This is a genomic window from Marinobacter sp. (assembly GCF_014859525.1).
Classification (GTDB): Bacteria; Pseudomonadota; Gammaproteobacteria; order Pseudomonadales; family Oleiphilaceae; genus Marinobacter.
Genome location: NZ_JACUUB010000007.1, coordinates 33231 through 56420 on the forward strand (window position 1 = coordinate 33231; position 23190 = coordinate 56420).

The 23190-nt window shown below is 56.3% G+C and carries 17 protein-coding genes; 4 read left to right on the forward strand and 13 right to left on the reverse strand.

Going from position 1 to position 23190, the window contains the following annotated elements:
* The first annotated feature begins 7 nt into the window (after positions 1 to 7).
* Complete coding sequence (locus IBX51_RS03495) at positions 8 to 2185, forward strand: EAL domain-containing protein (RefSeq protein WP_291828736.1); 2178 nt, start codon at positions 8 to 10, stop codon at positions 2183 to 2185.
* A 260-nt stretch (positions 2186 to 2445) separates the two neighbouring features.
* Here IBX51_RS03495 and murI read toward each other — a convergent pair whose 3' ends face one another.
* On the reverse strand, positions 2446 to 3285 hold the full coding sequence (murI, locus tag IBX51_RS03500) for a glutamate racemase (RefSeq protein WP_291828738.1): 840 nt from the start codon (positions 3283 to 3285) through the stop codon (positions 2446 to 2448).
* A gap of 2 nt (positions 3286 to 3287) precedes the next feature.
* On the reverse strand, positions 3288 to 4115 hold the full coding sequence (gene nudC / locus IBX51_RS03505) for an NAD(+) diphosphatase (protein WP_291828740.1): 828 nt from the start codon (positions 4113 to 4115) through the stop codon (positions 3288 to 3290).
* Positions 4116 to 4256: 141 nt separating this feature from the next.
* Here nudC and plsB point away from each other — a divergent pair, with 141 nt between their 5' ends.
* Complete coding sequence (plsB, locus tag IBX51_RS03510; RefSeq protein ID WP_291828742.1) at positions 4257 to 6728, forward strand: glycerol-3-phosphate 1-O-acyltransferase PlsB; 2472 nt, start codon at positions 4257 to 4259, stop codon at positions 6726 to 6728.
* A 43-nt stretch (positions 6729 to 6771) separates the two neighbouring features.
* Here the strand turns inward: plsB and IBX51_RS03515 are convergent, their stop codons facing one another.
* The 6 genes from IBX51_RS03515 to ppc all read right to left on the reverse strand — a co-directional run bounded on the left by IBX51_RS03515 (position 6772) and on the right by ppc (position 13769).
* A complete protein-coding gene (locus IBX51_RS03515; RefSeq protein ID WP_291828744.1) occupies positions 6772 to 7596 on the reverse strand; it encodes a class I SAM-dependent methyltransferase in 825 nt (274 codons plus the stop codon).
* The gene (locus IBX51_RS03520) at positions 7596 to 7973 is read right to left on the reverse strand and encodes a UDP pyrophosphate phosphatase (RefSeq protein WP_291828746.1); all 378 of its coding nucleotides are present in this window, start codon (positions 7971 to 7973) and stop codon (positions 7596 to 7598) included. Before IBX51_RS03520 ends, IBX51_RS03515 begins: the two co-directional genes overlap by 1 nt.
* A gap of 104 nt (positions 7974 to 8077) precedes the next feature.
* Positions 8078 to 8782, reverse strand: a complete 705-nt coding sequence (gene tsaB, locus IBX51_RS03525; protein ID WP_291828748.1) for a tRNA (adenosine(37)-N6)-threonylcarbamoyltransferase complex dimerization subunit type 1 TsaB — start codon at positions 8780 to 8782, stop codon at positions 8078 to 8080.
* 34 nt (positions 8783 to 8816) lie between these two features.
* Positions 8817 to 9470, reverse strand: a complete 654-nt coding sequence (gene adk, locus IBX51_RS03530; RefSeq protein ID WP_291828750.1) for an adenylate kinase — start codon at positions 9468 to 9470, stop codon at positions 8817 to 8819.
* 223 nt (positions 9471 to 9693) lie between these two features.
* On the reverse strand, positions 9694 to 11064 hold the full coding sequence (locus IBX51_RS03535; RefSeq protein WP_291828752.1) for an HDOD domain-containing protein: 1371 nt from the start codon (positions 11062 to 11064) through the stop codon (positions 9694 to 9696).
* Positions 11065 to 11123: 59 nt separating this feature from the next.
* A complete protein-coding gene (gene ppc, locus IBX51_RS03540; protein WP_291828753.1) occupies positions 11124 to 13769 on the reverse strand; it encodes a phosphoenolpyruvate carboxylase in 2646 nt (881 codons plus the stop codon).
* Positions 13770 to 13873: 104 nt separating this feature from the next.
* On the opposite strand from ppc, the gene IBX51_RS03545 reads away from it, so the two are divergent.
* Positions 13874 to 14107, forward strand: a complete 234-nt coding sequence (locus IBX51_RS03545; RefSeq protein WP_291828755.1) for a hypothetical protein — start codon at positions 13874 to 13876, stop codon at positions 14105 to 14107.
* Between the two features lie 52 nt (positions 14108 to 14159).
* Here the strand turns inward: IBX51_RS03545 and IBX51_RS03550 are convergent, their stop codons facing one another.
* The 5 genes from IBX51_RS03550 to cysM all read right to left on the reverse strand — a co-directional run bounded on the left by IBX51_RS03550 (position 14160) and on the right by cysM (position 20091).
* Positions 14160 to 14504: a pilin assembly protein gene (locus tag IBX51_RS03550; protein WP_291828758.1), complete on the reverse strand. Its 345-nt coding sequence runs from the start codon at positions 14502 to 14504 to the stop codon at positions 14160 to 14162.
* A gap of 147 nt (positions 14505 to 14651) precedes the next feature.
* Positions 14652 to 15491 carry a nucleoside triphosphate pyrophosphohydrolase gene (gene mazG / locus IBX51_RS03555; RefSeq protein ID WP_291828760.1) on the reverse strand — a complete coding sequence of 280 codons (840 nt, stop codon included), beginning with the start codon at positions 15489 to 15491 and terminating at the stop codon, positions 14652 to 14654.
* Complete coding sequence (relA, locus tag IBX51_RS03560; protein ID WP_291828762.1) at positions 15488 to 17725, reverse strand: GTP diphosphokinase; 2238 nt, start codon at positions 17723 to 17725, stop codon at positions 15488 to 15490. The genes mazG and relA overlap by 4 nt, the downstream gene beginning before the upstream one ends.
* Before the next feature lie 79 nt (positions 17726 to 17804).
* On the reverse strand, positions 17805 to 19154 hold the full coding sequence (gene rlmD / locus IBX51_RS03565; protein ID WP_291828764.1) for a 23S rRNA (uracil(1939)-C(5))-methyltransferase RlmD: 1350 nt from the start codon (positions 19152 to 19154) through the stop codon (positions 17805 to 17807).
* 43 nt (positions 19155 to 19197) lie between these two features.
* A complete protein-coding gene (cysM, locus tag IBX51_RS03570; RefSeq protein WP_291828766.1) occupies positions 19198 to 20091 on the reverse strand; it encodes a cysteine synthase CysM in 894 nt (297 codons plus the stop codon).
* A 221-nt stretch (positions 20092 to 20312) separates the two neighbouring features.
* On the opposite strand from cysM, the gene IBX51_RS03575 reads away from it, so the two are divergent.
* On the forward strand, positions 20313 to 23183 hold the full coding sequence (locus IBX51_RS03575; protein ID WP_291828768.1) for an ATP-binding protein: 2871 nt from the start codon (positions 20313 to 20315) through the stop codon (positions 23181 to 23183).
* Positions 23184 to 23190: the final 7 nt, after the last annotated feature.

Below are 23190 nucleotides of genomic sequence, written 5' to 3' on the forward strand. Positions count from 1 at the left end.
CAGATCAATGGCACCTGAACAAAGCAGAGCGTCTTCAAGCTGGGCACATCCAGCCCGAATTCTCGTGGCGGACGACGAACCGCGCCTGCTGACCACGCTGGTCACGCTGTTGCAGGGACGACATTTTGAGGTCACCGGCGCCAACGGCGGCCATGAAGCCTGTGCTCTGCTTGCCAACCAATCATTCGATCTGGCTCTTCTTGACCTCAACATGCCCGGCGTTGATGGCTATGCAGTTATGGACCAGTTGGTCACGCAGCAACCCGACTGCGGCGTGATCGTCGTAAGCGGAGAAAGCTCCTTCAGCTCGGTCAGCCGGGCCCTGCGCCGGGGCGCACTCGACTATATTCGCAAGCCATTTGACCCGGAAGAACTTCTCAACACCGTCGAAAACGTGCTCGGCAAACAATCCTTGATCAAAGCCCATGATCTGATCCAAACCCGGCTCGAAAAGTCTGAAGCGTTACACCGCTACATCGTTAACAGTTCACCAGACATCGTCTTCATGCTCGACAAAAACGGGCACATCTGCTTCATCAACAACAAGGTGGAGAGTCTGCTTGGGTATCAACCCGCCGAGCTGCGCGGTGAGCATTTCAGTTACATTCTGGATGATCGGGATGTCACACGGGGCACCTTCGCGCTCCAGGGGCCAGACATCTCTGCCGATAATCCAAGGACGCTGGAAGTTCGGCTGAAAACCCGGGGTAGCCGCAAAGCCACCCGGCACTTTGAGATCACCGCCTTCCCCGTAGACCCACAAACCTGGCCCCAAACCGAGGAAACCCAGGTTGGCCATACCCACCAACCCGCCCGGTATTACGGCATTGCCCGCGATGTAACCGAGCGTAAAGAAGCTGAAGCTTTCATCAATTTCCAGGCCTACCATGACCTGCTCACCCGCTTACCCAACCGAGCACTGTTCAAAGACCGGCTGGAGCTTGCCATTACCCAGGCCCGGCGCAGCGAACAAAAGCTCGCCGTGATGTTCCTTGATCTTGACCGGTTCAAGGTGGTAAACGACACGCTGGGCCACGCCATGGGCGACCGGCTGCTGCAGGCTGTCACCCATCGGCTGGAAAAGTGCCTTCGCCGCGGCGACACCCTGTCGCGCTTTGGTGGTGACGAATTCACCCTGTTGCTGCCCTCTATTCACAGTCCTGACGATGCCCGCGGCATTGCCAAAAAACTGATACACGCCTTAAAAGCCCCGTTTCAACTGGGCAATCACGAAGTGTTCGTTGGTGCCAGTATCGGCATTTCAGTATTTCCAGACGCCGGCGACACCATGGACCAACTTATCCAGAACGCCGACATCGCCATGTATCACGTCAAAGCACGTGGTAAAGACGGCTACCGTTTCTTTTCAGACAGCATGAGCATAGACACCGCCCACCGGCTCAGTCTGGAGCGGGACCTCCGGCTTGCCCTGGAGCGAGCAGAGCTCCGGGTGTACTACCAGCCCCAGGTGTGCTCACGCACCAACCAGGTGGTCGGGCTTGAAGCTCTGGTGCGCTGGCAGCATCCTGAACGTGGGCTGCTTTACCCTGGCGATTTTCTTCCATTGGCGGAAGAAACCCGACTCATCGCCAAGCTTAGCGAGCAGGTTCTCGATCAAGCCTGTCGCGACGTTGGCCACTGGATTAACAACGGCCATCCCAAACTGCGACTGGCGGTCAACCTGTCCCCCATCCAGGTAGAACACCCCCGCTTTGTTGAAGCTCTGCTGGAGCGAGTGGCTGCTCACCGGTTCCCGCCACGGAACCTTGAAATCGAAATTACAGAAAACGTCATTATGAACGATCTGGAGCAGATCAGCCGAAAACTGAAAGAGCTGGCCGACACGGGCATCCGGATCGCCATTGATGACTTTGGCACCGGGTACTCCTCCCTGAATTACCTGCACCGGCTGCCAATTCACACCTTGAAAGTGGACCAATCCTTCGTCAAGGCCATCCGCAGCGGCGAAGACGGTGCCTGCATCGTCAATGCCATTATCGCCATGGCGCACGGCCTGAAACTCGAAATAGTCGCCGAAGGCGTAGAAACTGGCGACCAGCTCAGTTATCTGACAAACCTGGGCTGCCACCAGGTACAGGGCTTTTTTTACGGACCGGCAAGGCCTGCGGCAGACATCGATCAACTGTTGGGCCGTGATGGATTGGCATTCGCACACACCGCCTGAAACCTTCACATTGTAGGACAATCCTAACCAAAAGATTGATGCGGTTTACAAAGTGTTTCAACGCGTTACTTTATGCGTCCGGATTTGCGCATTACTGCACCTATTTGAACCAATCCCTTCTCTAAGCTCAGGTCATCAGTAACCGATCACCGGAATGTCTGACAGGCCGCCAAGACAACAAACACAATAACGGTGACGGTTAACCAGGGAACAAGAAGAGGGCAGCACTTAACATGCGCGACAAGTACAGCTACTGGTGTTCAAACTGACCCGACTGCTGTGACACCGGGCCAGTAACCTCTAACCTGAGCCACCGCAATACCCATCTCCAACATAAAAAACGCAACGTCGGGCGATGCGGCACCCGTGAAGCAGGCCTGAGCCACCACCGGAACAGGATCTGCATGAGGCGTTTCTGCCTCTGCCAGCCTGCCGCATTGGTCCAGCAGAAAACCGACTCGCCGCGCAATCGCCTCCCCGGAGTCAACCCATGTTATGACGTCCGGAAGACTTCTCCGGAGCCAGGGCAATAACAACGGATAATGAGTACAGCCCAAAACCACCGTGTCTACACCCGCCTTACGCAGTGGTGCCACCGCGCGGTTGAGCTCCGCCTGCGGCGGTTCGTCGCCCTGTACTAATTGCTCTGCCCAGCATACGAGGCCCGGATGGCCAACCCGGACAACCTCACAGTCTGCAGCAAATTCGGCAATCAGTTCATCCAGATAAGGCCGCTGTACCGTGGCCGGCGTAGCCAGCAAGCCAATACGGCGACTGACAGAACTGGCCGCTGCCGGTTTGACCGCCGGCACCACACCCACAACAGGTAAATCTGTCATGTCTCTCAGGTGAGGCAGTACAACGGTGCTGGCGGTGTTGCAGGCCACAACGATGACGTCACAGGGATGCTGTCTCAAACACGCCTCAATCAACGAACAACAGCGCTCAATGACCACCTGTTCAGGCTGATCGCCGTATGGAAAGCCCGCGTTATCCGCCAGATAGATCAACTCGATACCAGGCAGCGCCTGATGAATACAAGCGGCCACACTGAGCCCACCAACACCCGAGTCGAACACCAGAACACGAGGTGCCGCCATACTCAGCACCTGCTCCGCTGGCCGGCGATGTCCGCCTTTACTGCACCAATAAGGCGTCCCGCGATGGTGGTTTCAGGGGGTATCGGAGGGTGATCGTCAGCGCTGAACCAGCCCGCGTCAGCCAACTCGTCCTGCTGCAGACAAAGCTCGCCGCCCTGATAATCAGCAACAAAGCCCATCATCAACTGGTGGGGAAATGGCCAGGGTTGGGAACTCTGGTACCGGACATTACACACGTCCAGTCCGGTTTCTTCTTTGACTTCACGAGCCACGGCCTGCTCCAGACTTTCGCCAGGCTCTACAAAGCCGGCGATCAAACTGTAGAAGTTGCGGGTAACCCGTGACGATCTAGCCAAGAGAAAGCGATCCTCCCGCCGAATAATCACAATCACGCAAGGCGCTATTCGGGGGTACCAGGGAACATGACAATGACCACACCAGCGCGCGCGCTCACTTGCATGGGGCTGAGTAGGCTTACCACAACGACCGCAGTAACGGTGATCCTGCCACCATTGCCAAACCTGAAAGCCGGTGCTGAGCAAGTCAGTTGGTGCCTCTGGACAGAGCAGCAAGGCGTCCCGCAAAGTGACCGTCTCAAGCCCTGGCATGCCAGAATCCGGCAATGTGCTCACAAACAGCCTCTGGCCATGCCAGTGGCCCAGCGCCAGGGCTTCAGGCCGACTGCTGCCCATCTCCGGGGCGCCCCAACGCAAAAACCAACCGTCACCGGGCTTGAGAATGTTGCTACCCGAAAACGCCAGCAACAGATCCCCCTCTACCGGCGCATCCTCTGTCCAGCCAGGCACCCATTGAGCACAAGTGTTCACCATAGCTTTGCCTTCTCAGCCACTGTTTTATCTGATCCGCAATGTAACACATCACATTCACTACCAAGAATCGGCATACCGCTTTCCGCACTCGTCGCAACCCGCTAAACTTGGCGCCTGTTTCAAGTACCGGAGTAACATCTTATGCGGCTTTATCAGGGCGTTCGTAGCCTGATCCTGTCTCTTTTCCGCAAGATCCTGTTTTTATGGGTCAAGACCGATGTCAGCGGCAATACACTGGAAGCCCTCGGGCTCGATCCGGATAAACCGGTGTGCTATGTGCTGCAATACAGCTCTTTGTCGAGCCGACTGGTACTCGAACAGGAAGTCATTCGTGGCCGCCTGCCTGGCGCAGCTGAAATCCTGCCCGTTAAAAACGGCCCAACGCATTCTTTCTTTTTTCTCTACAAGCGCATTGGCAGCTTGTTCCGGGGCGAACGGCAAAAACCCGTGCCCACCAAAGAATTCACCGAACTGGTTCATTTCGGATTGGAACACTCGGAAAAAGACGTGCAAATCGTGCCAGTGTCGTTGTTCTGGGGGCGATCTCCAGACAAAGAAAAGTCACTGGTCAAATTACTGCTCTCTGACAACTGGTCTGTTGCTGGCCGGCTGCAAAAATTTCTGATCATTTTAGTACATGGCCGCAGCACCTACGTGCAATTTAACCAGCCACTGTCGCTGAAAATAGTGGTGGATGAATACCGAGATAATGAAGAAAAGGCCAAGCGCAAACTGGCGCGCATCCTGCGCACGCACTTCCGGCGGGTTCGTCAGGCCGTATTAGGGCCAGACTTATCACACCGGCGCACGCTGGTTGAGGGCTTGGTGCGCACTCAGGCGGTCAAAGAGAGTATTCGCGAAACCGCTGCCAAAGATGATATTCCGCCAGAGAAAGTTCGCGCCAAGGCTTACAAATACGCCGATGAAATCGCCGCCAGCATGTCGATCGTCACCATTCGTTTTCTGGAATTGGTGCTGGCCTGGCTATGGAATCGAATATACAAAGGCATTGCCGTTAATAATATCAAAGTAGTCAAAGAAGTAGCGCAAGACAACGCAGTGGTCTATGTACCCTGTCACCGGTCTCACATCGATTACCTGCTGCTGTCTTATGTACTATACAAAAATGGCCTGATGCCTCCCCACATTGCGGCAGGCATCAACCTCAACATGCCAGTGATTGGTCCCATTCTACGTCGCGGTGGTGCCTTTTTCATGCGCCGCAGCTTTCGGGATAATCCGCTCTATGCCACGGTGTTCAACGAATACATGCATGTGATGTTCACCCGTGGCTACTCTGTGGAATACTTCGTTGAAGGCGGCCGTTCCCGCACCGGGCGCATGCTGACACCGAGGCCCGGCATGCTGGCCATGACCGTGCGCAGCTTCCTTCGGGATCACCGTAAACCCATAGTGTTTGTGCCCGTTTACATCGGTTATGAAAAGGTGATGGAAGGCAGGTCGTATCTGGGCGAATTGCGCGGCAAGCAAAAGCAAAAAGAAAGCATCTTCGGGCTGGCTAGAACCGCCCGCAAGCTGACCAATTCGTTTGGCCGGGTCGCGCTAAACTTCGGCGACCCCATCCTCCTGGCCGATGTACTGGACAACGTTAACGGCAGTTGGCGCAGTGAGGCATTCAACTCCGAATTCCGCCCGCCCTGGCTTTCGGACGCCGTCGATGAGCTGTCTCAGCGGGTTGCGAACAACATCAACGCTGCGGTCGCGGTAAACCCCATAGGCCTGACGGCAACAGTCTTGCTCGGCACAGAACGCATGGCCATGGACGAAGGCCAGCTGATACGACTTCTGGACAAGTACGCAGATCTGTTGCGGGCCTTTCCCTACGCCGACACCGTCACCTTACCCGAAGGCTCCGGCCGTGACTGGGTGGCCTATTGTGAGAACATGGGACTGATTACCCGCCAGCCTCAAAAACTCGGCGACATCATTGCCCTGGAAGGCGCAAACGCCACACTGATGACGTATTACCGCAACAACATCCAGCATCTGTTCGCTCTGCCAGCACTGATTGTCAGCCTGTTCGAAAACAAGTCCAGCCTGCGTCGCGACAAGATCCTGTTCCTGACCAGCGTCGCCTACCCGTACCTGCAGTCGGAGCTGTTTATTCGCTTCAGTCAGGACGAAGTGGAATCCGTGATCAACCAATGGACCGATGTACTGATCGACCAGGGCTTGCTTATTCAACTGGATGACGAGCGCCTGGGCCGGCCAGAAGAAGGCACCGAAGCCATGCTGCGAGCGCGTATTCTTTCGCGGTTCATTATCCAGACGCTGGAGCGCTATCACATTACGCTGGGCATCCTGCGTAAATACGGTTCAGGAAAGCTCACGGCTGCAGAACTGGAAGAGCAAAGTACCTTGCTGGCCGAGCGCATGTCGATCTTGTTCGGACTGAATGCGCCGGAGTTTTTCGACAAGACACTGTTCCGGAACTTTATTGCTAACATGCAAAAAACCGACGTACTGACCACCGATGAAGCCGGGCGACTGTGCTATGGCGAGGGTCTGGATGAGGTGGCGGAGGATGCGCGACTGGTGTTGAGCGTGGAGAAGCAATTAGCGATTCAACAAGTTACCATGCTGGACGCCTGAACACGTCCAGTCGCGAGCTGAACGGCACCCGGCCTGGCCATGCTCAGGCCGGTAACGCCTTGATAGAATAGATATCGTAACGACTGCTCTTGCCTTCAACCCGGGTGGTTGGCTCCGGGCCCACCACAGTGGGTGCTTTGCGGGGCCGCTTGACGACGACCCGATAACGAGCGCACTCAAGCGCCACCTTCAACAGTTGCTCAGAATCATCGTCGGCGCCCACCACCTGGCGGAACACCTGCATTTCCTTTTTAACCAGTGCCGCTTTATCCCGGTGCGGGAACATCGGGTCCAGATAGACAACATCCGCCACGGGCGGCTCAGCTTTCTGCAGCCAGTCGATGGAACTGCCTGGCTTAAGGTGCATACGCGCCACCACCTCTGAACAGTCAGTATTCAACGAGGCACGCGCCAAGCCATCGGCCAACAAGGCATGAATAACAGGATTGCGCTCCAGCAAGGTGACCCGGCAACCCAGACTGGCCAGAACAAACGCATCCTGACCGAGACCGGCGGTGGCATCGAGCACATGCAGCGCTGCCTTTGTTTTATGCAGACCAACCGCCCGAGCGACCAATTGCCCCGTACCACCGCCATGCTCTCTGCGATAGCCCATTTTTCCGGTGACAAACTCCGCTCGTACCGGTCCAGGCGCGCCTTTGCCCGTCAATTGAAGTGCCAGGCCGTCTTCGTCCATGTGCAACAATACCGGGTAGTCACGAATCTGTTGGGGCTTGACGGTACCCAGCCAGCAAAGGCTCAGTTCATCTGCCAACTGCCGTGCCGCGCGCTGATCCCCGAGGGGGCCACAGGCTACAGCAACCGTACTGGCGAGGGAGGAAGTGTCGTTATAGAAGGGCTCCAACATCAGACCAGAATGTCGATGCCGGAGATAAGGCTGCCACCGTCAAATTCCTGGCCCGCAGCGGCAACTCCTGCAAACGTGGACAATGCTCTGGCAGCTGGCAGGGGTAGATCATCAGCACGGAACTGCTCAAGGCGTGCATCCTCGGCCGCTCTGCGCGCCTCGACACGGCGTTCGACCGCCTCGAAACTACCAGACAGGTTGCCTGGCGCAGTGTCACGCTCTTGTCTCGGCGCATTCAGATCCTGACGGACAGCCTCTGCGCTCGGCGCCTGTGGTGACGCCGATGGCGATCTGGCAACGTCAGCACGCTCTCGTGCCGGGCTGTTATTGCCAGCCTGAATAAGGGAAGAATTTGCCGGATTGATACCACCGATCATAATCCACAACCATAGAGGTGATTCGAAGGGATTACCGCATTATGGAAGATCGCGGTCCGGTTGAAAAGCGGACAGCAACAAAACCGATCAAAAAACACACGCAATCACTCGCGGCCCGGCAGTTTTTTCCAGGCAACTTCATCACGAATGTAGACCGGCTGAGCCCTTTGTGCAGGCACGGCGCACCCCTGCCGATAGCCCTGCTCTGCAAGTCGCGCTACCTGAGCTGCCCGCGGTATCAGGCTATGATCGATCGTCCTGATGCGGCTGACCACGGCTTCTGGCATATCCTTCACAAAAGCCCAACCCTGGCCTACGCCAATCCAGCCCGCATCGGACTCCAACTCCGGCAAGCTCACGGCTACGGGCGAACATACCCGCTCTTCACCGATCATAACCGGCAAGCCCTCTCGGCACTGGAAGCAACCCCAGTAGACTTCGCCCATGCGCGCGTCAAACGCCACCGCGATCAAGTCACCGTCAGTCAGCCGATGGGCTTCAATTCCAGCCAGCGCTACCGCGGCTAATGACGACACCGGAACAACCGGCAGGCTCAAACCCCAGGCCAGGCCCTGCACTACTCCGGTGGCAATCCGTAAACCGGTAAAAGAACCCGGACCTCGGGCAAACGCCAAGGCATCAAGATCGGCTGGAACCAGCCCCTGCTCCGCAAGAACGTCACGGATCATGGGCATTAGAAGACGGGTGTGGCCCCTGGGGGCCAATTCAAACCGCTCGCTAATCTGACCATCTAGCCAGAGCGCGGCCGAACAGCCCTCAGAAGACGTATCCAGTGCTAAAAGCTTCACAGAATCGAGCCTCCGGGGGCTGCCGCGGTTTCAGTTACTTGAGCTGGGACAGGATCTGGTCGCGAATACTGTCCATAGTGCCAATACCCTCAACCCGTACATATTTCGGGGCATCCTCAGGTGCTTTGCTGGCCCAGTCCTGATAGAAACCCACCAGCGGCGCAGTTTGCTCGTGGTATATTTTCAGACGCTTACGCACGGTTTCTTCTTTATCATCTTCCCGCTGTACCAGCTGCTCGCCGGTTTCATCATCCTTGCCTTCGGTCTTGGGCGGATCAAATTTAACATGGTAGATACGGCCACTGCCTTCGTGAACACGACGTCCAGACAAGCGGCTGACAATTTCCTCATCGTCAACCGCGATTTCAACAACATAATCAATGTCGATACCCTGATTCTTCAAGGCGTCCGCCTGAGGAATGGTGCGAGGAAAACCGTCCAGCAAGAACCCGTTCTTGCAGTCCGGCTGCTGGATGCGCTCCTCAATCAACGCAATAATGATGTCATCAGACACCAGGCCGCCCGATGCCATCACTTCCTTGACCTGCTTGCCCAGGTCGGACTCCGCCTTAACGGCAGCGCGCAACATGTCGCCAGTTGAAATCTGAGGCATATCAAAACGCTCGGTAATAAACTGCGCCTGGGTACCTTTACCTGCGCCTGGCGCTCCTAACATAATGATTTTCATAACGTTGTGCTCCCGTTGTCTTATATTATGATTTGAAAAGTTGCGGCAAAAACCCCTGCCTTTGCGACAACCTCTCGGCAGCCTGAGGGCCTGCCTGCCCAAAAAGGAGGCAACATTATACGAAGTCAGCCCCGACAGAGAAAGTCGACCTCCGTATCATGGACTGATTGACTGGAATATAGGCACTATCCGGCAAAAGGAAAGAAACCTGAGGTGGATTTGCTCAGGACGCAAGAGAAGACGCCAGCACGTCCAGATCAGAGGCAACCTGCTGGACCTCCTGCTGAACCAGCTCCAGCGTGGCCGGCTCCATGCCCAAGGCCTCCGTCAGTGCCGGAATATCATCCGGATTGAACTCGTCTCCAATACCCTGCTCCTTCAGCAAAGCATTCGCTAACTGGACCATCAGAACGTAGTCCGCATGTTCGCCGTGATAGCCAGGACTTTGGTGCATGCCTGCGGCCTTGATCACCGGCTCCGGCAATTGCCACAGGCGATGAAGAATTCCCCCGATGGCACCGTGCCCCACGGCCAGAATATCCTGGCGGTCGCCATGACCAAACACTTCCTGCTCCAGCGAGTGCATACTTGCTTCTGAATTAATCTCCCGCAGTGCGTTCAGCTCCTGGAATTCCGAGGGGAACAGATGCCCGACCAACAACAGACCAAAGTTGTGCAGTAGCCCACACAGATAAGCCAGCCCTTTGTCGCGCCCGGAGCGGGCTGCCAGGCTTTGGCACAGGAAGGCGCAGTACAAGGAGTGGCGCCAGAAGTTATCCATCCCCAACATCCCGCCCCTGGGCACGTCAAAGGCTCGTACCGAGGCAATCCCCATGGCGATATGAGCAACCCGATCAAACCCGAGCACCCGAGTGACAGCCTCCTGCACTGAGTTAATCTGTCCCGGATAATTGAACAGGGCGGAGCGGGCGTACCGCATAATCTGCGCGGTCATACTCGGATCAAACTCGATCAACTCCGCAAGTTCTCTTGCGGTGGCTTCGCTGTTAGCTGTCAGCTTGAGAATCCGCAATGCCAGCGCCGGCATCGGTGGTAACCGGTAGAGCTTCTGCAGTTTGTCCGCCACTTCGTCCAGGGTTAAGGCCCCGCGGGAACCATTACCCTGCCCCCGGATCACCAAGTGGCCCTCACGGGCACCAACCAAAGCCAACCGGAACGACCGGCCATCCATGTCTATCAGACTGTGGTTGGTTCCGGCGGAAAAAAGCACCTGTTCTGCGTTGGCCACATCTTCATCCACCAACACAGGCAATTCCCAGGCGCCCCCCACAGGCGGTACAAAGCCCGGATCGCAGTCGCCGAACAAGCGGCTGGTCTGGCGCGCGGTCAAAGGCTGCAGGCGCCGACCGGTGAATTGATGCACAGCGTCCATATCCAGGGTGCTGTCGAAGCGGTGCACCGCCATAACCACACCATTGATGTCGATCAACAGCGTCGGCTGGATAAAATTACGCCGGGCCTCACCGGAGGCAATCACCGCCGCATCAAGATTGGCCGCAGGATCAATCTCGATGCTTTGATAACGGATGCCCTTGCGGTTAAGAAAACTCGCCAGTTTTTCTGACAGTGCCAAAGGGGAAAACTCCTTAATTCAGTTCCGGGGCATTCCGACCCCCGGCGCTATTATGCACGTTAGCCCGTGTTACGCATACCGGCAGAGATACCCGCCATGGTCACTTTCAGAGCCCGTTCTACCATCTCTGGCACTTCGCCTTTGCCCTCGCTTTCGCGATCACGCTTGAGCAATTCTGCCTGCAGATAATGCAGCGGGTCCGTGTACGGGTTCCGGACTCTCATGGAGTGTGCAAAGACCGGTTCATCTTCAAGTAACGCCTGCTGACCTTTCAGCTCCAGTAATCGATGGATACACCCTCTCAAGCGCTCCCGAAGGTCAGCGCCCAACGCTTTGAGGGCAACATCATCCACCAGGGTTTGCTCATAATAACTGGCGATACGGAGATCGGCTTTCGCCAGCACCATTTCCAGCATATCGATATAGGTGCGGAAAAATGGCCATCCCCGCATCATCTCCCGCAGCTCCGGTAACCGATCATGACGGGCGGCCTCTTCCAGGGCGACATCGCTGCCCAGCCAACTCGGCAGCATCAGGCGCATCTGGGTCCAGGCAAAGATCCAGGGAATCGCCCTCAAGCTTTCAACGCCCCCCGTTGCTTTGCGCCTGGCCGGTCGGCTACCCAGTGCGAGCTTACCCAAAGCGGTTTCCGGCGTGACCTGACGAAAGTACGGCACAAAATCCGGGTTCTCGCGAACCACCTCTCGATAGGATTTGAGCGACCGCTCAGTAAGCCAGTCCATAACCTCGCGCCAGCTGTCTTCGGGCTCTGGTGGCGGTGCCAACGTCGCTTCAATAACTGCGGTGGTGTAAAGCGTCAGGCTTTGCACGGCCAGTCTGGGCAAGCCGAACTTAAAACGGATCATTTCACCCTGCTCGGTAATCCTGAAGCTGCCGTTGACCGAACCTGGCGGCTGCGACAGGATTGCCCGGTTGGCGGGGCCGCCGCCACGGCCAACCGTACCACCGCGGCCATGGAACAAAGTCAGATGAACGCCGTACTGACTGGCAACCTGAGTCAGTTTTTCCTGAGCCTGGTATTGAGCCCAGGCCGCCATCAGCTGGCCGGCATCCTTGGATGAATCGGAGTAGCCAATCATCACCTCCTGCCGGCCCTGACAGTAGTCCTGATACCAGTCGAGCTCATAAAGAGCCGCCATGCTGGCCGGCGCCCCCTGCAGGTCACTCAGAGTTTCAAACAGGGGCACTACTCGCATCGGGAACTGCATACCGGCTTCTCGCAGCAGCAGGATCACACTGAGCACATCAGAGGGCTTGCTGGCCATCGAAATAACGTAAGAGCCCAGTGCCTCCGGGGTTTGTTCGGCGACCACTTCACAAGTGGCGAGCACCTCCCGGACCAATGCTGACGGCACCCAGTTACGCGGCACTAAGGGCCGGCGACCGCTGAGCTCTGTTAACAAAAAATTCTGACGCTCCTGCTCGGACCACGACAGGTAATCCCCCAGCCCCAGGTAGTCCACCATCTCGGCAACGGCTTCGGCGTGGCGGGAGGCCTCTTGCCGAATATCCAGCCGGATCAGCGGCAGGCCAAAAGTGTGAGCCCTGCGAATGGTATCGAGTAGCGGGCCATTGGCAATGTGCCCAAGACCGCAATCAACCAACGAGCGGTAACACAACTCCAGCGGCCCGGTCAGATCTTCGTTTTCAAACAGAATGTCGTTGTCAGGCGCCGACTCACCCTTTACCCCAGCCTCGGCCCAGTCACGAGTCCGCAGCAATCGGTCCCTGAGGGAGGCGAGCACTTGCCGATAGGGTTCCCGGGAATCTCCGGTTTGAGCTTTCAGCTCATCGCTGGCCTGCCACATGGACAACTCGGCTCGCAGCGACTGAATGTCGCGCAGATAGAGATCGGCTGCCATCCACCGGCCCAGCAAGAACACCTGCCGAGTCACATCATGGGTCACATTGGGGTTGCCATCGCGGTCACCGCCCATCCAGGACGCAATGCGAACCGGCGCAGCCTGCAAAGGCAACCCTTTGCCAGTCGCGTCAGAAAGCGATGTGTCAAGGCTGCGCAAAAACTTGGGTAGCGCCTGCCACAAACTGTTTTCGATAACCGCAAAGCCCCACTTGGCCTCATCCACGGCGGTTGGGCGTTCGTGGCGAATTTCGTCTGTGTGCCAGGCCTCGGTGATCAATTGAGACAGGCGACCAATCATCTCATCACGCTCGGCCGGCATCAGGTCATCGTGATCCAGCTGCGCCAGGCAGTCAGACATCTCATCGTATTTCAAGATCAGGGTACGGCGGGCCACTTCGGTCGGATGCGCGGTCAGTACAAACTCAATCCGCAGGTCGGCCACCTTGCGGTGCAAATCATCAGCACTGACGCCGCCAGACTTAAGGCGATCAAACACTTCTGCGAAGGATTCCACCATCAAATCCGACGGGTGCCCCTGCTTGCGTCGAATACCGTGATACTGCTCGGCCAGATTGGCCAGATTCAAAAACTGATTAAATGCCCGCGTGACTGGCAGTAGTTCAGTATCACTGAGTTGGCCAAGCAAGGTCACCAAACGCTGCCCTGAGCCGCTTTCCTGCCTACGATCGGCTTTGGCGGCCGCCCGGATCTCTTCAATACGCTCGTAACAGTCCTGGCCGGGAAAACGCTGGATACTCTGGCCTAAAAGCTCTCCGAGTAAACGCACGTTTTCTCGGAGGTCAGGATGCAGTTCAGTCACATTGAGTTCCTTCTGAATTGACGGACATGAAGTAAACTTACGATACTAAGGAACTGTTCAGAAAGTCTATTGGCGATTGATAACCTGCGCCCCAAGGAGCCACCATGAAAGTGACCGATTTGCCCCAACACTGGGAAGAAGAGAAAAAAGCCATGGAGCGGACGCAAGAATACAATCTGCGCCTCCCCCTGGAAGACGCAGCGCGCATAGCGGCCCTGGCCGAGCTCTATCCTGACCGCAGCGAGAGTGACATTCTGAATGATATGGTTGCCGCCGCCCTGGATGATCTGATCAGCAAAGGGCCGCTGAAAGATCGCCTGGCGGACAAGAACAAATAAACAAAAAGCCGACCGAAGAGTTTCGGTCGGCTTTTTGTTTATTGCGGAGGGCTCAGGCCACGGATTCGAGCTGACGCGCCTTGATACGTTGAATGTGCTTCTGGCTGAGTTCGACAAAACGAGGCGTCAGGCCATTGTCTTCAAACACCTCAAAGCCATCCTCGTCGTACGCTACAACTTTGTCACCCTGCACGTATGGAAAGCTGGTTTCCAATTCATCCAGCGCCGCAGAAATCAGATCGCGAATCAGATCCTGGCTGGATTTCATCGGGTACATGGCGGCTACTTTCTGCAGCAACTCATGGTGCTGGTCAGACAACGACAGGTAGGCAGCGTCGCGGGTCAGTCGACCGCGCCCGTGCTTGTCCCAATGCTTGACCAGATCTTTGATTTTCATGGTGCCCTCACCCCTGCATCTTATTTGACAGCATAGCGCACCGAATCAGTGCACCTACAGTCACAATTTTAGACGAAGAATGACGCTTCCGTGACCAGGAATTGGTTACGGATTGTACTTATCGGCGCCACGTTGCGCTCGCACCGGCTATTTTTTCTCAACGCCTTTGACCGATTGCCAGATGGCATCCAGCGCTTCAAGCGTTTCCTCGTCCATATTACGCCCCTCAGATTCGAGAACTCGTTCAATCGCGCGAAAGCGCGCTTCAAATTTATGGTTGGTTCGCTTCAGGGCCTGCTCAGGATTTACCGCCATAAAGCGTGCCAGATTGACGCAGACAAACATCAAATCACCAAGCTCGTCCTCAACACAGTCCCGGTCGCCGGTGCCGGCTTCGGCAGCCTGCCAGGCTTCTTTGAGCTCATCGATTTCTTCGTGCAGTTTGTCGAACACCGGGCCTATATCCGGCCAGTCAAAACCGTGTCGCGAGGCTCTTTTCTGCAATTTTTCGGCCCGAGCCATCGCTGGCAAGGTGCGAGCGATCCCGTCCAGGCGGCTCACCGGCACATCTTCAACCGGCCTTTGCGCTCGTTCTTCAGCTTTTATCCGTTCCCAGCTTTCCTTAATCCAGGCTTCGTCTGGCCGGTTATCCGGGTCGATCCGGCTCTCCAGCGTACCCTCGGGGAATACGTGAGGGTGACGACGAATCAGTTTCCGGACCAAATGGTCGACAATGCCATCAAATTCAAAATGGCCCTGCTCTTGCCCCATCTGTGCGTAGAAGATGACCTGAAACAGCAAATCACCCAACTCATCTTTCAGGTGCGGGTAGTCTGCCTGCTCAATGGCATCCGCCACTTCGTAGGCTTCCTCAATGGTGTGGGGCACGATGCTGCTGAACGTCTGTTTAGTGTCCCAGGGGCAACCGGTTTCCGGCTCCCTGAGACGGGCCATCAGGGTTTTCAGGTCGTCGATGGTGTAGCTCATCCGCGCTTGCGCCTCACATCAATGATATTCGGAAGATTTCGAATCTGCGCCAGTAGCCGGGCCAACTGTTCCAAGCTGGAAATCTCGACCGTTACCCGCATGGTCGCCGTATTCTCATCTTTGTTGCTCAGGGTGTTGAGCGACAGCACGTCACTGCGGGACGACGACAATACCTGGGTAATGTCTCGTAAAAGACCAGACCGGTCGTAGGCTTCAATCTCGATATCCACCGGATACACCGACGCCGGCTGACCGCCCCAGTTAACCTCAATAATCCGGTTAGGCTCAAACTCCTGAAGGCTGAGGAACGTCAAACAGTCCTGACGATGCACTGTCACGCCCCGCCCCACGGTGATGTACCCGCCGATAGCATCACCAGGTAATGGTTTGCAGCACTTGGCTACCTGGGTTTTGAGTTTACCAACCCCCTGAATCTGGATATCAGATTCCGTGTCGTATTCTTTTTTCCGCGCGCTCGTCAACTTGAGGTCGAGCTGTTCCGATTTCGGCTCCAGCATCTGCTGGGCAACGTGAGCAACGTGCGTCGGCCTCAAGTCTCCGGCACCGATGGCCGCGAACATGTCATCAGGCGAGTGGTAGTTCACCTTTTTGGCGAGATCCGTCAGGTCCACTTCAAACAGTGACAGCCGGCGGAAGTCGTCTTCAAGAATGGCCTGGCCGTCAGCGATGTTGCGATCCCGGTCCTGTTGCTTAAACCAGTGAGTGACCTTTGCCCTCGACCGGGAGGTCTGGATGTAGCCCAGACTGGGGTTCAACCAATCCCGGCTAGGTGCCGGATTATTGGAGGTCAGTACAAAAACCTGATCACCGGTTTTCAGGGGGTAGGTCAGCGGCACGATGCGACTGTTCACCTTGGCCCCACGGCAGGCGTGGCCAATTTCGGTGTGCACCCGGTAGGCAAAATCAACCGGCGTGGCGCCCTGGGGCAAATCAACCACATGACCTTCTGGCGTGAACACGTAAACCCGATCCGAGGCCACGTCGGATTTCAGATGGTCGGCCAGCCCAGACAGATCACCCAGCTCCTCCTGCCATTCAAGTACCTGGCGCAGCCAGTTGATCTTGGCGTCATAGCCGGTGGACTTGTTGTTTTTGTCTGTACCTTTATAGAGCCAGTGCGCACAAACCCCCAGCTCGGCTTCTTCATGCATGGCGTGGGTGCGAATCTGAACTTCCATAACCTTGCCATCGGGGCCGATGACCGCCGTATGCAGTGACTGGTAGCCATTTTCTTTAGGGTTGGCAATGTAATCGTCAAATTCGTTGGGGATATGGCGCCAGAGGGCATGCACAATGCCCAGAGCGGCGTAACAATCACGGACTTCCGGCACCAGGATTCGAACCGCCCGCACGTCGTAGACCTGCGAAAAGTCGATGCCTTTGCGGCGCATTTTGCGCCAGATACTGTAGATGTGTTTTACCCGGCCACTGAGGTCAGGCTTGATGCCCGAGGCCTGAAGTTCGGTTTCCAGTGTCTCGATAACCCGCCGGATGTAGATCTCCCGGTCCATCCGTTTTTCATCCAGCAGCTTGGCAATCTTTTTGTAGGCCGTACTGTGCAAATAACGGAAGGACAGATCCTCCAGCTCCCACTTGATATGACCAATGCCCAGCCTGTGGGCCAAAGGCGCATAGATGTCGAAGACTTCTCGGGCCACCCGCATTCGCTTGGCTTCCGGGGCGTCTTTAACCGCCCGGATGGCACAGGTCCGCTCGGCCAGTTTGATCAGCGCGACCCGAACGTCATCAATCATCGTCACCAGCATCTTGCGAACATTGTCGAGCTGGCCTTCACTCTGACCCAGCACGTTGCCCTTGAGCGGGTGATGGACCGATGAAATCGCCGCCATTTGCTGCACACCATTGATCAGCCCGGCAACTTCATCCCCAAACTCTTTTCGAATTTCCTCCAACGACACACGCTCTTCGCGCACTGCTCGATACAACACGGCTGCTACCAGGCTAGCCTGATCCAGATGCAACTCGGCCAGCACCTGAGCCATCTCAAGGCCGGTGAGAAAGCTGCTCGAACCCGGGGTCCACAGACGGTCTTCACGAAACGCCTGTTGTGCGATGTGCGAGGCTTTATCACAAGCCTTCCGGAGCTGATCCGGATTATCCAGGCGAGTCTGTTCCGCGATGTGACGTACACAACGCTCGATATCCACTTCACCATCGCCGGTGACGGAATAATCTTCCCGAACTTTTACCATAGCAGACTTGTACCCGCTGATTTTCCGGTTATCCGAGCGGCCATCCTGGTCGCTCCGGGGCTGACTGGCCGCCGCTCAGTCAGTGCTTATCGCGCTCAAACAGTGCAATAGACTCAACATGGGTGGTGTGCGGAAACATATCCATAACACCCGCCTGCACCAGGCGATAGCCATTCCGGACCATGACCCCGGCATCCCTCGCCAGGGTTGCCGGATTACAAGACACATAAACGATCCGGTTGGCACCAAACGCCGTCAGATATTTGCAAATTTCTTCAGCACCGGACCGAGGCGGATCAATCAGGATCTTGTCGAAGCCCTCTTTAGCCCAGCTCTGCCCGGTAAAATCACCGTGCAAGTCCGCTCCGTGGAACTCAACGTTATCGAGACCATTCAAGCGGGCGTTCTCCTGCCCCCGAACGACCATGGCATCGTCGCCTTCCACGCCCACCACTTGACCGCCTTGACGCGCCATTGGCAACGTAAAATTACCCAACCCACAAAACAGATCCAGCACTCGTTCCCCGGGCTGAATATCCAGCCACTCCACAGCACGGTGTACCATGTCGCGGTTGATGCCTGCATTGACCTGGGTGAAGTCCATGGGGTGAAACTTCATGGTCAGATCGAATTCGTCCATCCGGTAACTCAATCGCTCGTCGTCGCGACTGGCGGCCGCCGGCCAGATCCTGTGAACCGTGTCCGGACCTTTCGGCTGAAGATAGATATGCAAGTCATGGGCCTGGCCGAACTGAATCAGCTTTTCCCGATCCTCGGGCACCAGATCGTCCATATTGCGAAACACCATGGCGGCGGTGTCATCACCGCAGGCCACTTCCACCTGCGCGATACGATCATAAGCGGCCATACTGTGCAGCAGTTCGCGCAACGGCTGTATGCGCTCACCAATGCGCGGATCCAGCACAACGCAGCGATCAATATCGGTCAGAAAGCTGTTGCGCTTTTCGCGGAAACCCACCAACACCGACTCCCGCGCTTTGACAAAGCGCACACCCAGGCGCGCCTTTCGGCGATAGCCCAGAGTATCTGGCGATCGCATGGGCTCAATCCATCGCTCCGGCTCGATGCCCCCGAAATGGGCAAAATTCTCCCTCAGAGTATTCTCTTTGAACCGGATCTGGGCATCGGCGGCCATGTGTTGCAAGCTGCAACCACCGCACAAATCGGCAAACTCACAAGGTGGCTGCTGGCGTTCCTGCGCGGCCGAGAGCACCTCGGTGGTGCGGAGTTCATCAAACTTGCTGCGGGTGCCGACCATTTTGGCCATCACGGTTTCACCGGGCAATGCGCCATCAACAAACTGGATTTTGCCATCGGCACGAGCAATACCCCGGCCATCGTGACCCAGGCTCTCAACTTCACAGCGCACGGGCTCCTTGGGCAGAACCTTGCGACGACGCTTACTCATATAGGCTTTACTCTCTTTTAGATTGCCGGAGTGGACTGACCGCTCAGGCGCCGGGGAAAACACCGGTAGACAAGTATCGATCTCCGCGGTCACAGATAATGGCCACGATAACCGCATTTTCAACGTTTCGGGACAATTTAAGGGCCGCAGCGATGGATCCGCCCGAGGAGACACCACAGAAAATACCCTCTTCTGAAGCCAGAGCCCGCATGGTGTTCTCAGCCTCTTCCTGGCCGATGTCCAAAACCTGGTCCACCCGGGCAGCATCAAAGATTTTGGGCAGATAGGCCTCCGGCCAACGCCGGATACCGGGAATCGACGCGCCATTCGCCGGTTGCAGACCGATAATCTGAATATCCGGATTACGTTCTTTCAGATATCGGGAAACGCCCATGATGGTGCCAGTGGTGCCCATGGAGCTGACAAAGTGCGTCACTTTGCCCGCGGTCTGCTCCCAGATTTCCGGGCCCGTAGTGCGGTAGTGGGCCAACGGGTTATCCGGATTACTGAACTGATCCAGCACCTTGCCCTTGCCCTCGGCCTCCATTCGGGTTGCCAGGTCGCGCGCACCTTCCATGCCGTCTTCTTTGCTGACGGTGATAATCTCGGCACCATAGGCGCGCATCGATGCCCGGCGCTCTTCACTCATATGCGCGGGCATAATCAGCACCATGCGGTAGCCTTTGATCGCGGCAGCCATGGCCAGAGCAATACCGGTATTACCGGAAGTTGCCTCGATCAACGTATCGCCCGGCTTGATGTCACCCCGGCGTTCCGCCTCTTGAATCATACTGACAGCAGGTCGGTCCTTGACCGATCCGGCCGGATTATTCCCTTCCAGTTTAGCCAGAATGACATTAGAGGTTTGCCCCGGCAGCCGCTGCAAACGAACCAGAGGGGTATGCCCTACATAATCTTCAATTGTGGGGAAAGTCATAGCGAAACCCTGTGATACACTTTCGGCTTGGAATCATACGCGTTATGGCCGCTTTGTCCCAATACAGCTTGTCGCTATATCCATGACCTGCGGCTATAACCCACGGTTTCCGGAACCTTTACTACGATTATTGGATTCCGGATCAACTATGCTCACAAGGAAGTCTCTGGCCTCGGCAACACGCCTTCGCGCCAGGCTCGATCGATTGACAGGAATTCACTATGCGGCGCTGGGGCATTCGCAAAAAAGTCTTGGTGGTAACTCTGGTTCCCACCCTGGTGACCACGTTGTTACTTGGGCTGTTCTTTACTTACAGCTGGGTCACAAACATCGAGAACCTGCTCGAAGACCGTGGCGAATCGTTGTCCCGCCAACTTGCCGCGGGGTCCGAATACGGCCTGTTTACCGCCAATCGCAGCCTGCTCAGCAGCCTGTCTAATGCCCTGCTGGAAGAGCAGGACGTCCGCTCCATTACGTTCTTCACGCCAGATGGTCGACGACTGTTGCACACTGGGCCTGGTGGTGCTGATGCCGTTGCCGCAACCTCACTGAGAGCCGACCAGGCGGTGCGCGTCACTCGCGGTAGCAGTACTCGGTTTGTCACCCCCGTACACCTGCAAGATCTGATGATCGAAACCATGCTCGACCCGGATGTTCGCCAATCAGCAAACGGACGACAGGAACCGCTGGGTTGGGTCGCAGTAGAGATGTCTCACATACGGACCGAGAAAGAGACCTACAAAGCGCTGCTTATTTCTTTGCTGTTGGTGGTTGGCGGCGTGCTGCTGAGCATGGCCATTGCCCTTCGGCTTAGTCGTGCCTTTACTAATCCGGTGCTCCAGCTCAATGAGGCGGTCGCAAAGCTTAAAGAGGGTAAGCTCGACACTCGCGTTTACACCCGTGCTGGCCCCGAATTCGAGCAACTGGAATCCGGCCTGAACGATATGGCCTCGGAGCTTAGTCAGGCCCAGGCAGAAATGCAGCAGAACATTGATCAAGCGACCGAAGATCTCCGGGAAACTCTGGAAACCATTGAAATCCAGAACATCGAACTCGACTTCGCTCGTAAAGAAGCATTGGAAGCCAGCCGGATAAAATCCGAATTTCTCGCCAACATGTCCCATGAAATCCGAACGCCGCTGAACGGCATTATCGGGTTCACTGAACTGCTGTTAAAAAGTCCGCTGCCCCGCCAACAGCGCGACCACCTGAACACTATCCGCAAGTCGTCCGAAATCCTGCTGACCATCATTAACGACATTCTGGATTTTTCCAAGATCGAGGCCGGCAAACTGATCCTGGACCGTGTGCCCTTCCAGCTACGGGACATTACCGAAGAAGTGATGGTGATGCTGGCACCAGCGGCCCACAGTAAAAACCTGGACCTGGTGCAACTGGTTTACAACGACGTACCAGACAACATCATGGGCGACCCCTTGCGAGTCAAGCAGGTAATCACCAACCTGGTCAACAACGCAATCAAGTTTACCCAAACGGGCGAGGTTGTTTTAAGGGTCAGCCTTGAAGACGAAGACACCGAAGCCAACCGGGTCACTCTGCGCCTGAGCGTCACCGATTCTGGCGTTGGTTTGTCCAGAGCCCAACAGCAATCGCTGTTCAACGCTTTCAGCCAGGCTGATGCCTCTACCGCCCGGCAATATGGCGGCACCGGATTAGGGCTAGCCATTTCAAAACGGCTGGTTGAAGAAATGGGCGGCAAAATCGGGCTGGAGAGCGAGCTGGGCAAAGGCTCCACTTTCTGGTTTACCCTGACCCCCGAACTCTCAGGCGGCGCCGACAGCATGGCTCAGAAAGACGCCCTTCATGGTGAACGCGTCATCTACCTGGAACAGCAGAAAACAACTGGATTGGCGGTAGAACACCTGTTACGTGACTGGGGCATGATCGTGGAGCGAGTCACCTCACCCGCTGCCCTTATGGAGCAAGTCGAAGAAGCGCAGCGAAAACAAGAAGGTTATGCAACAGCGCTCATCGGCATTACCCGGCATCTGCTCAACTCCAGCCAGTATTGTAATATGGTGCGCTCACTCGAAATAGAGCGGGATTGCCGGACGCTGCTGCTAACGCCGACCCTCGAAACCCAGGATACCCCTTTATCCGGCCTGCCCAGTGGGCACCTGACCAAGCCGGTTTGCCGGGAAGCCCTGTATGACGAGTTGCTGTTACTGATCCACGGTATTCATTCTGGTTTCGGAGGCATTCAGGAAACGGCAGCACCGCTGCGCAACGGCAAACCGGTCAACGTACCCAGAATCCTGGCCGTAGACGACAATGACGCCAACCTGAAGCTGGTCCTGACTTTGTTGCAGGACTTCCGGCTGGAAGCGGAGGGAGCTTCCAGTGGTTTTGAAGCCTTGACCAAGGTACGCCAGAAACCCTTTGATCTGGTGTTTATGGACCTGCAGATGCCGGGCATGGATGGCGTAGAAACCACCGCACGAATACGCGCACTGGATTCCGGATCTCACCACACCCCGATCATTGCACTGACCGCCCATGCGCTGGCGGACGAGCAGGAACGCCTTGCCCAGCAGGGTTTTGATGGTTATATGGCCAAACCGATCAGCAGCATCCAGCTGATCGAGCTGATCCAGGAATACACAGGTTATAACTGTCGAAGCACCAAAGACAGCTTCAAGGTATCGGAGGTCAGGGACACCCGTCGAACCCTGCGCCCCTCAAACCGTCGCATGCAACAAGATTGCGTCAGCATAGAAGAAAGCATTCAGCTGGCGGCTGGCAAAGCCGACCTGGCGGAGGAGTTGTTCAGCATGTTACTGGAGCAGCTGCCTGCGGATTCTGAACGGATCAGGTCGCTCTGGGATAACGGGGAAGCAGCCACTCTGCTGGAATGCGTCCACAAGCTGCATGGAGCCACCCGCTACTGCGGTGTGCCAGAATTGCGCACAGCCGCCAACCGGCTTGAAACCGCACTAAAATGCCAGGCTCATGACATGGAACTTCAGAAGGATCAGTTACTGGCGGCCATCGATCGGCTCCAGGTATGGAGCGAGCAAACCGACTGGCAACCGCTGTTCAGAGGACAGCAGCGCCAACCGGAAACCACCTGAGAACCGA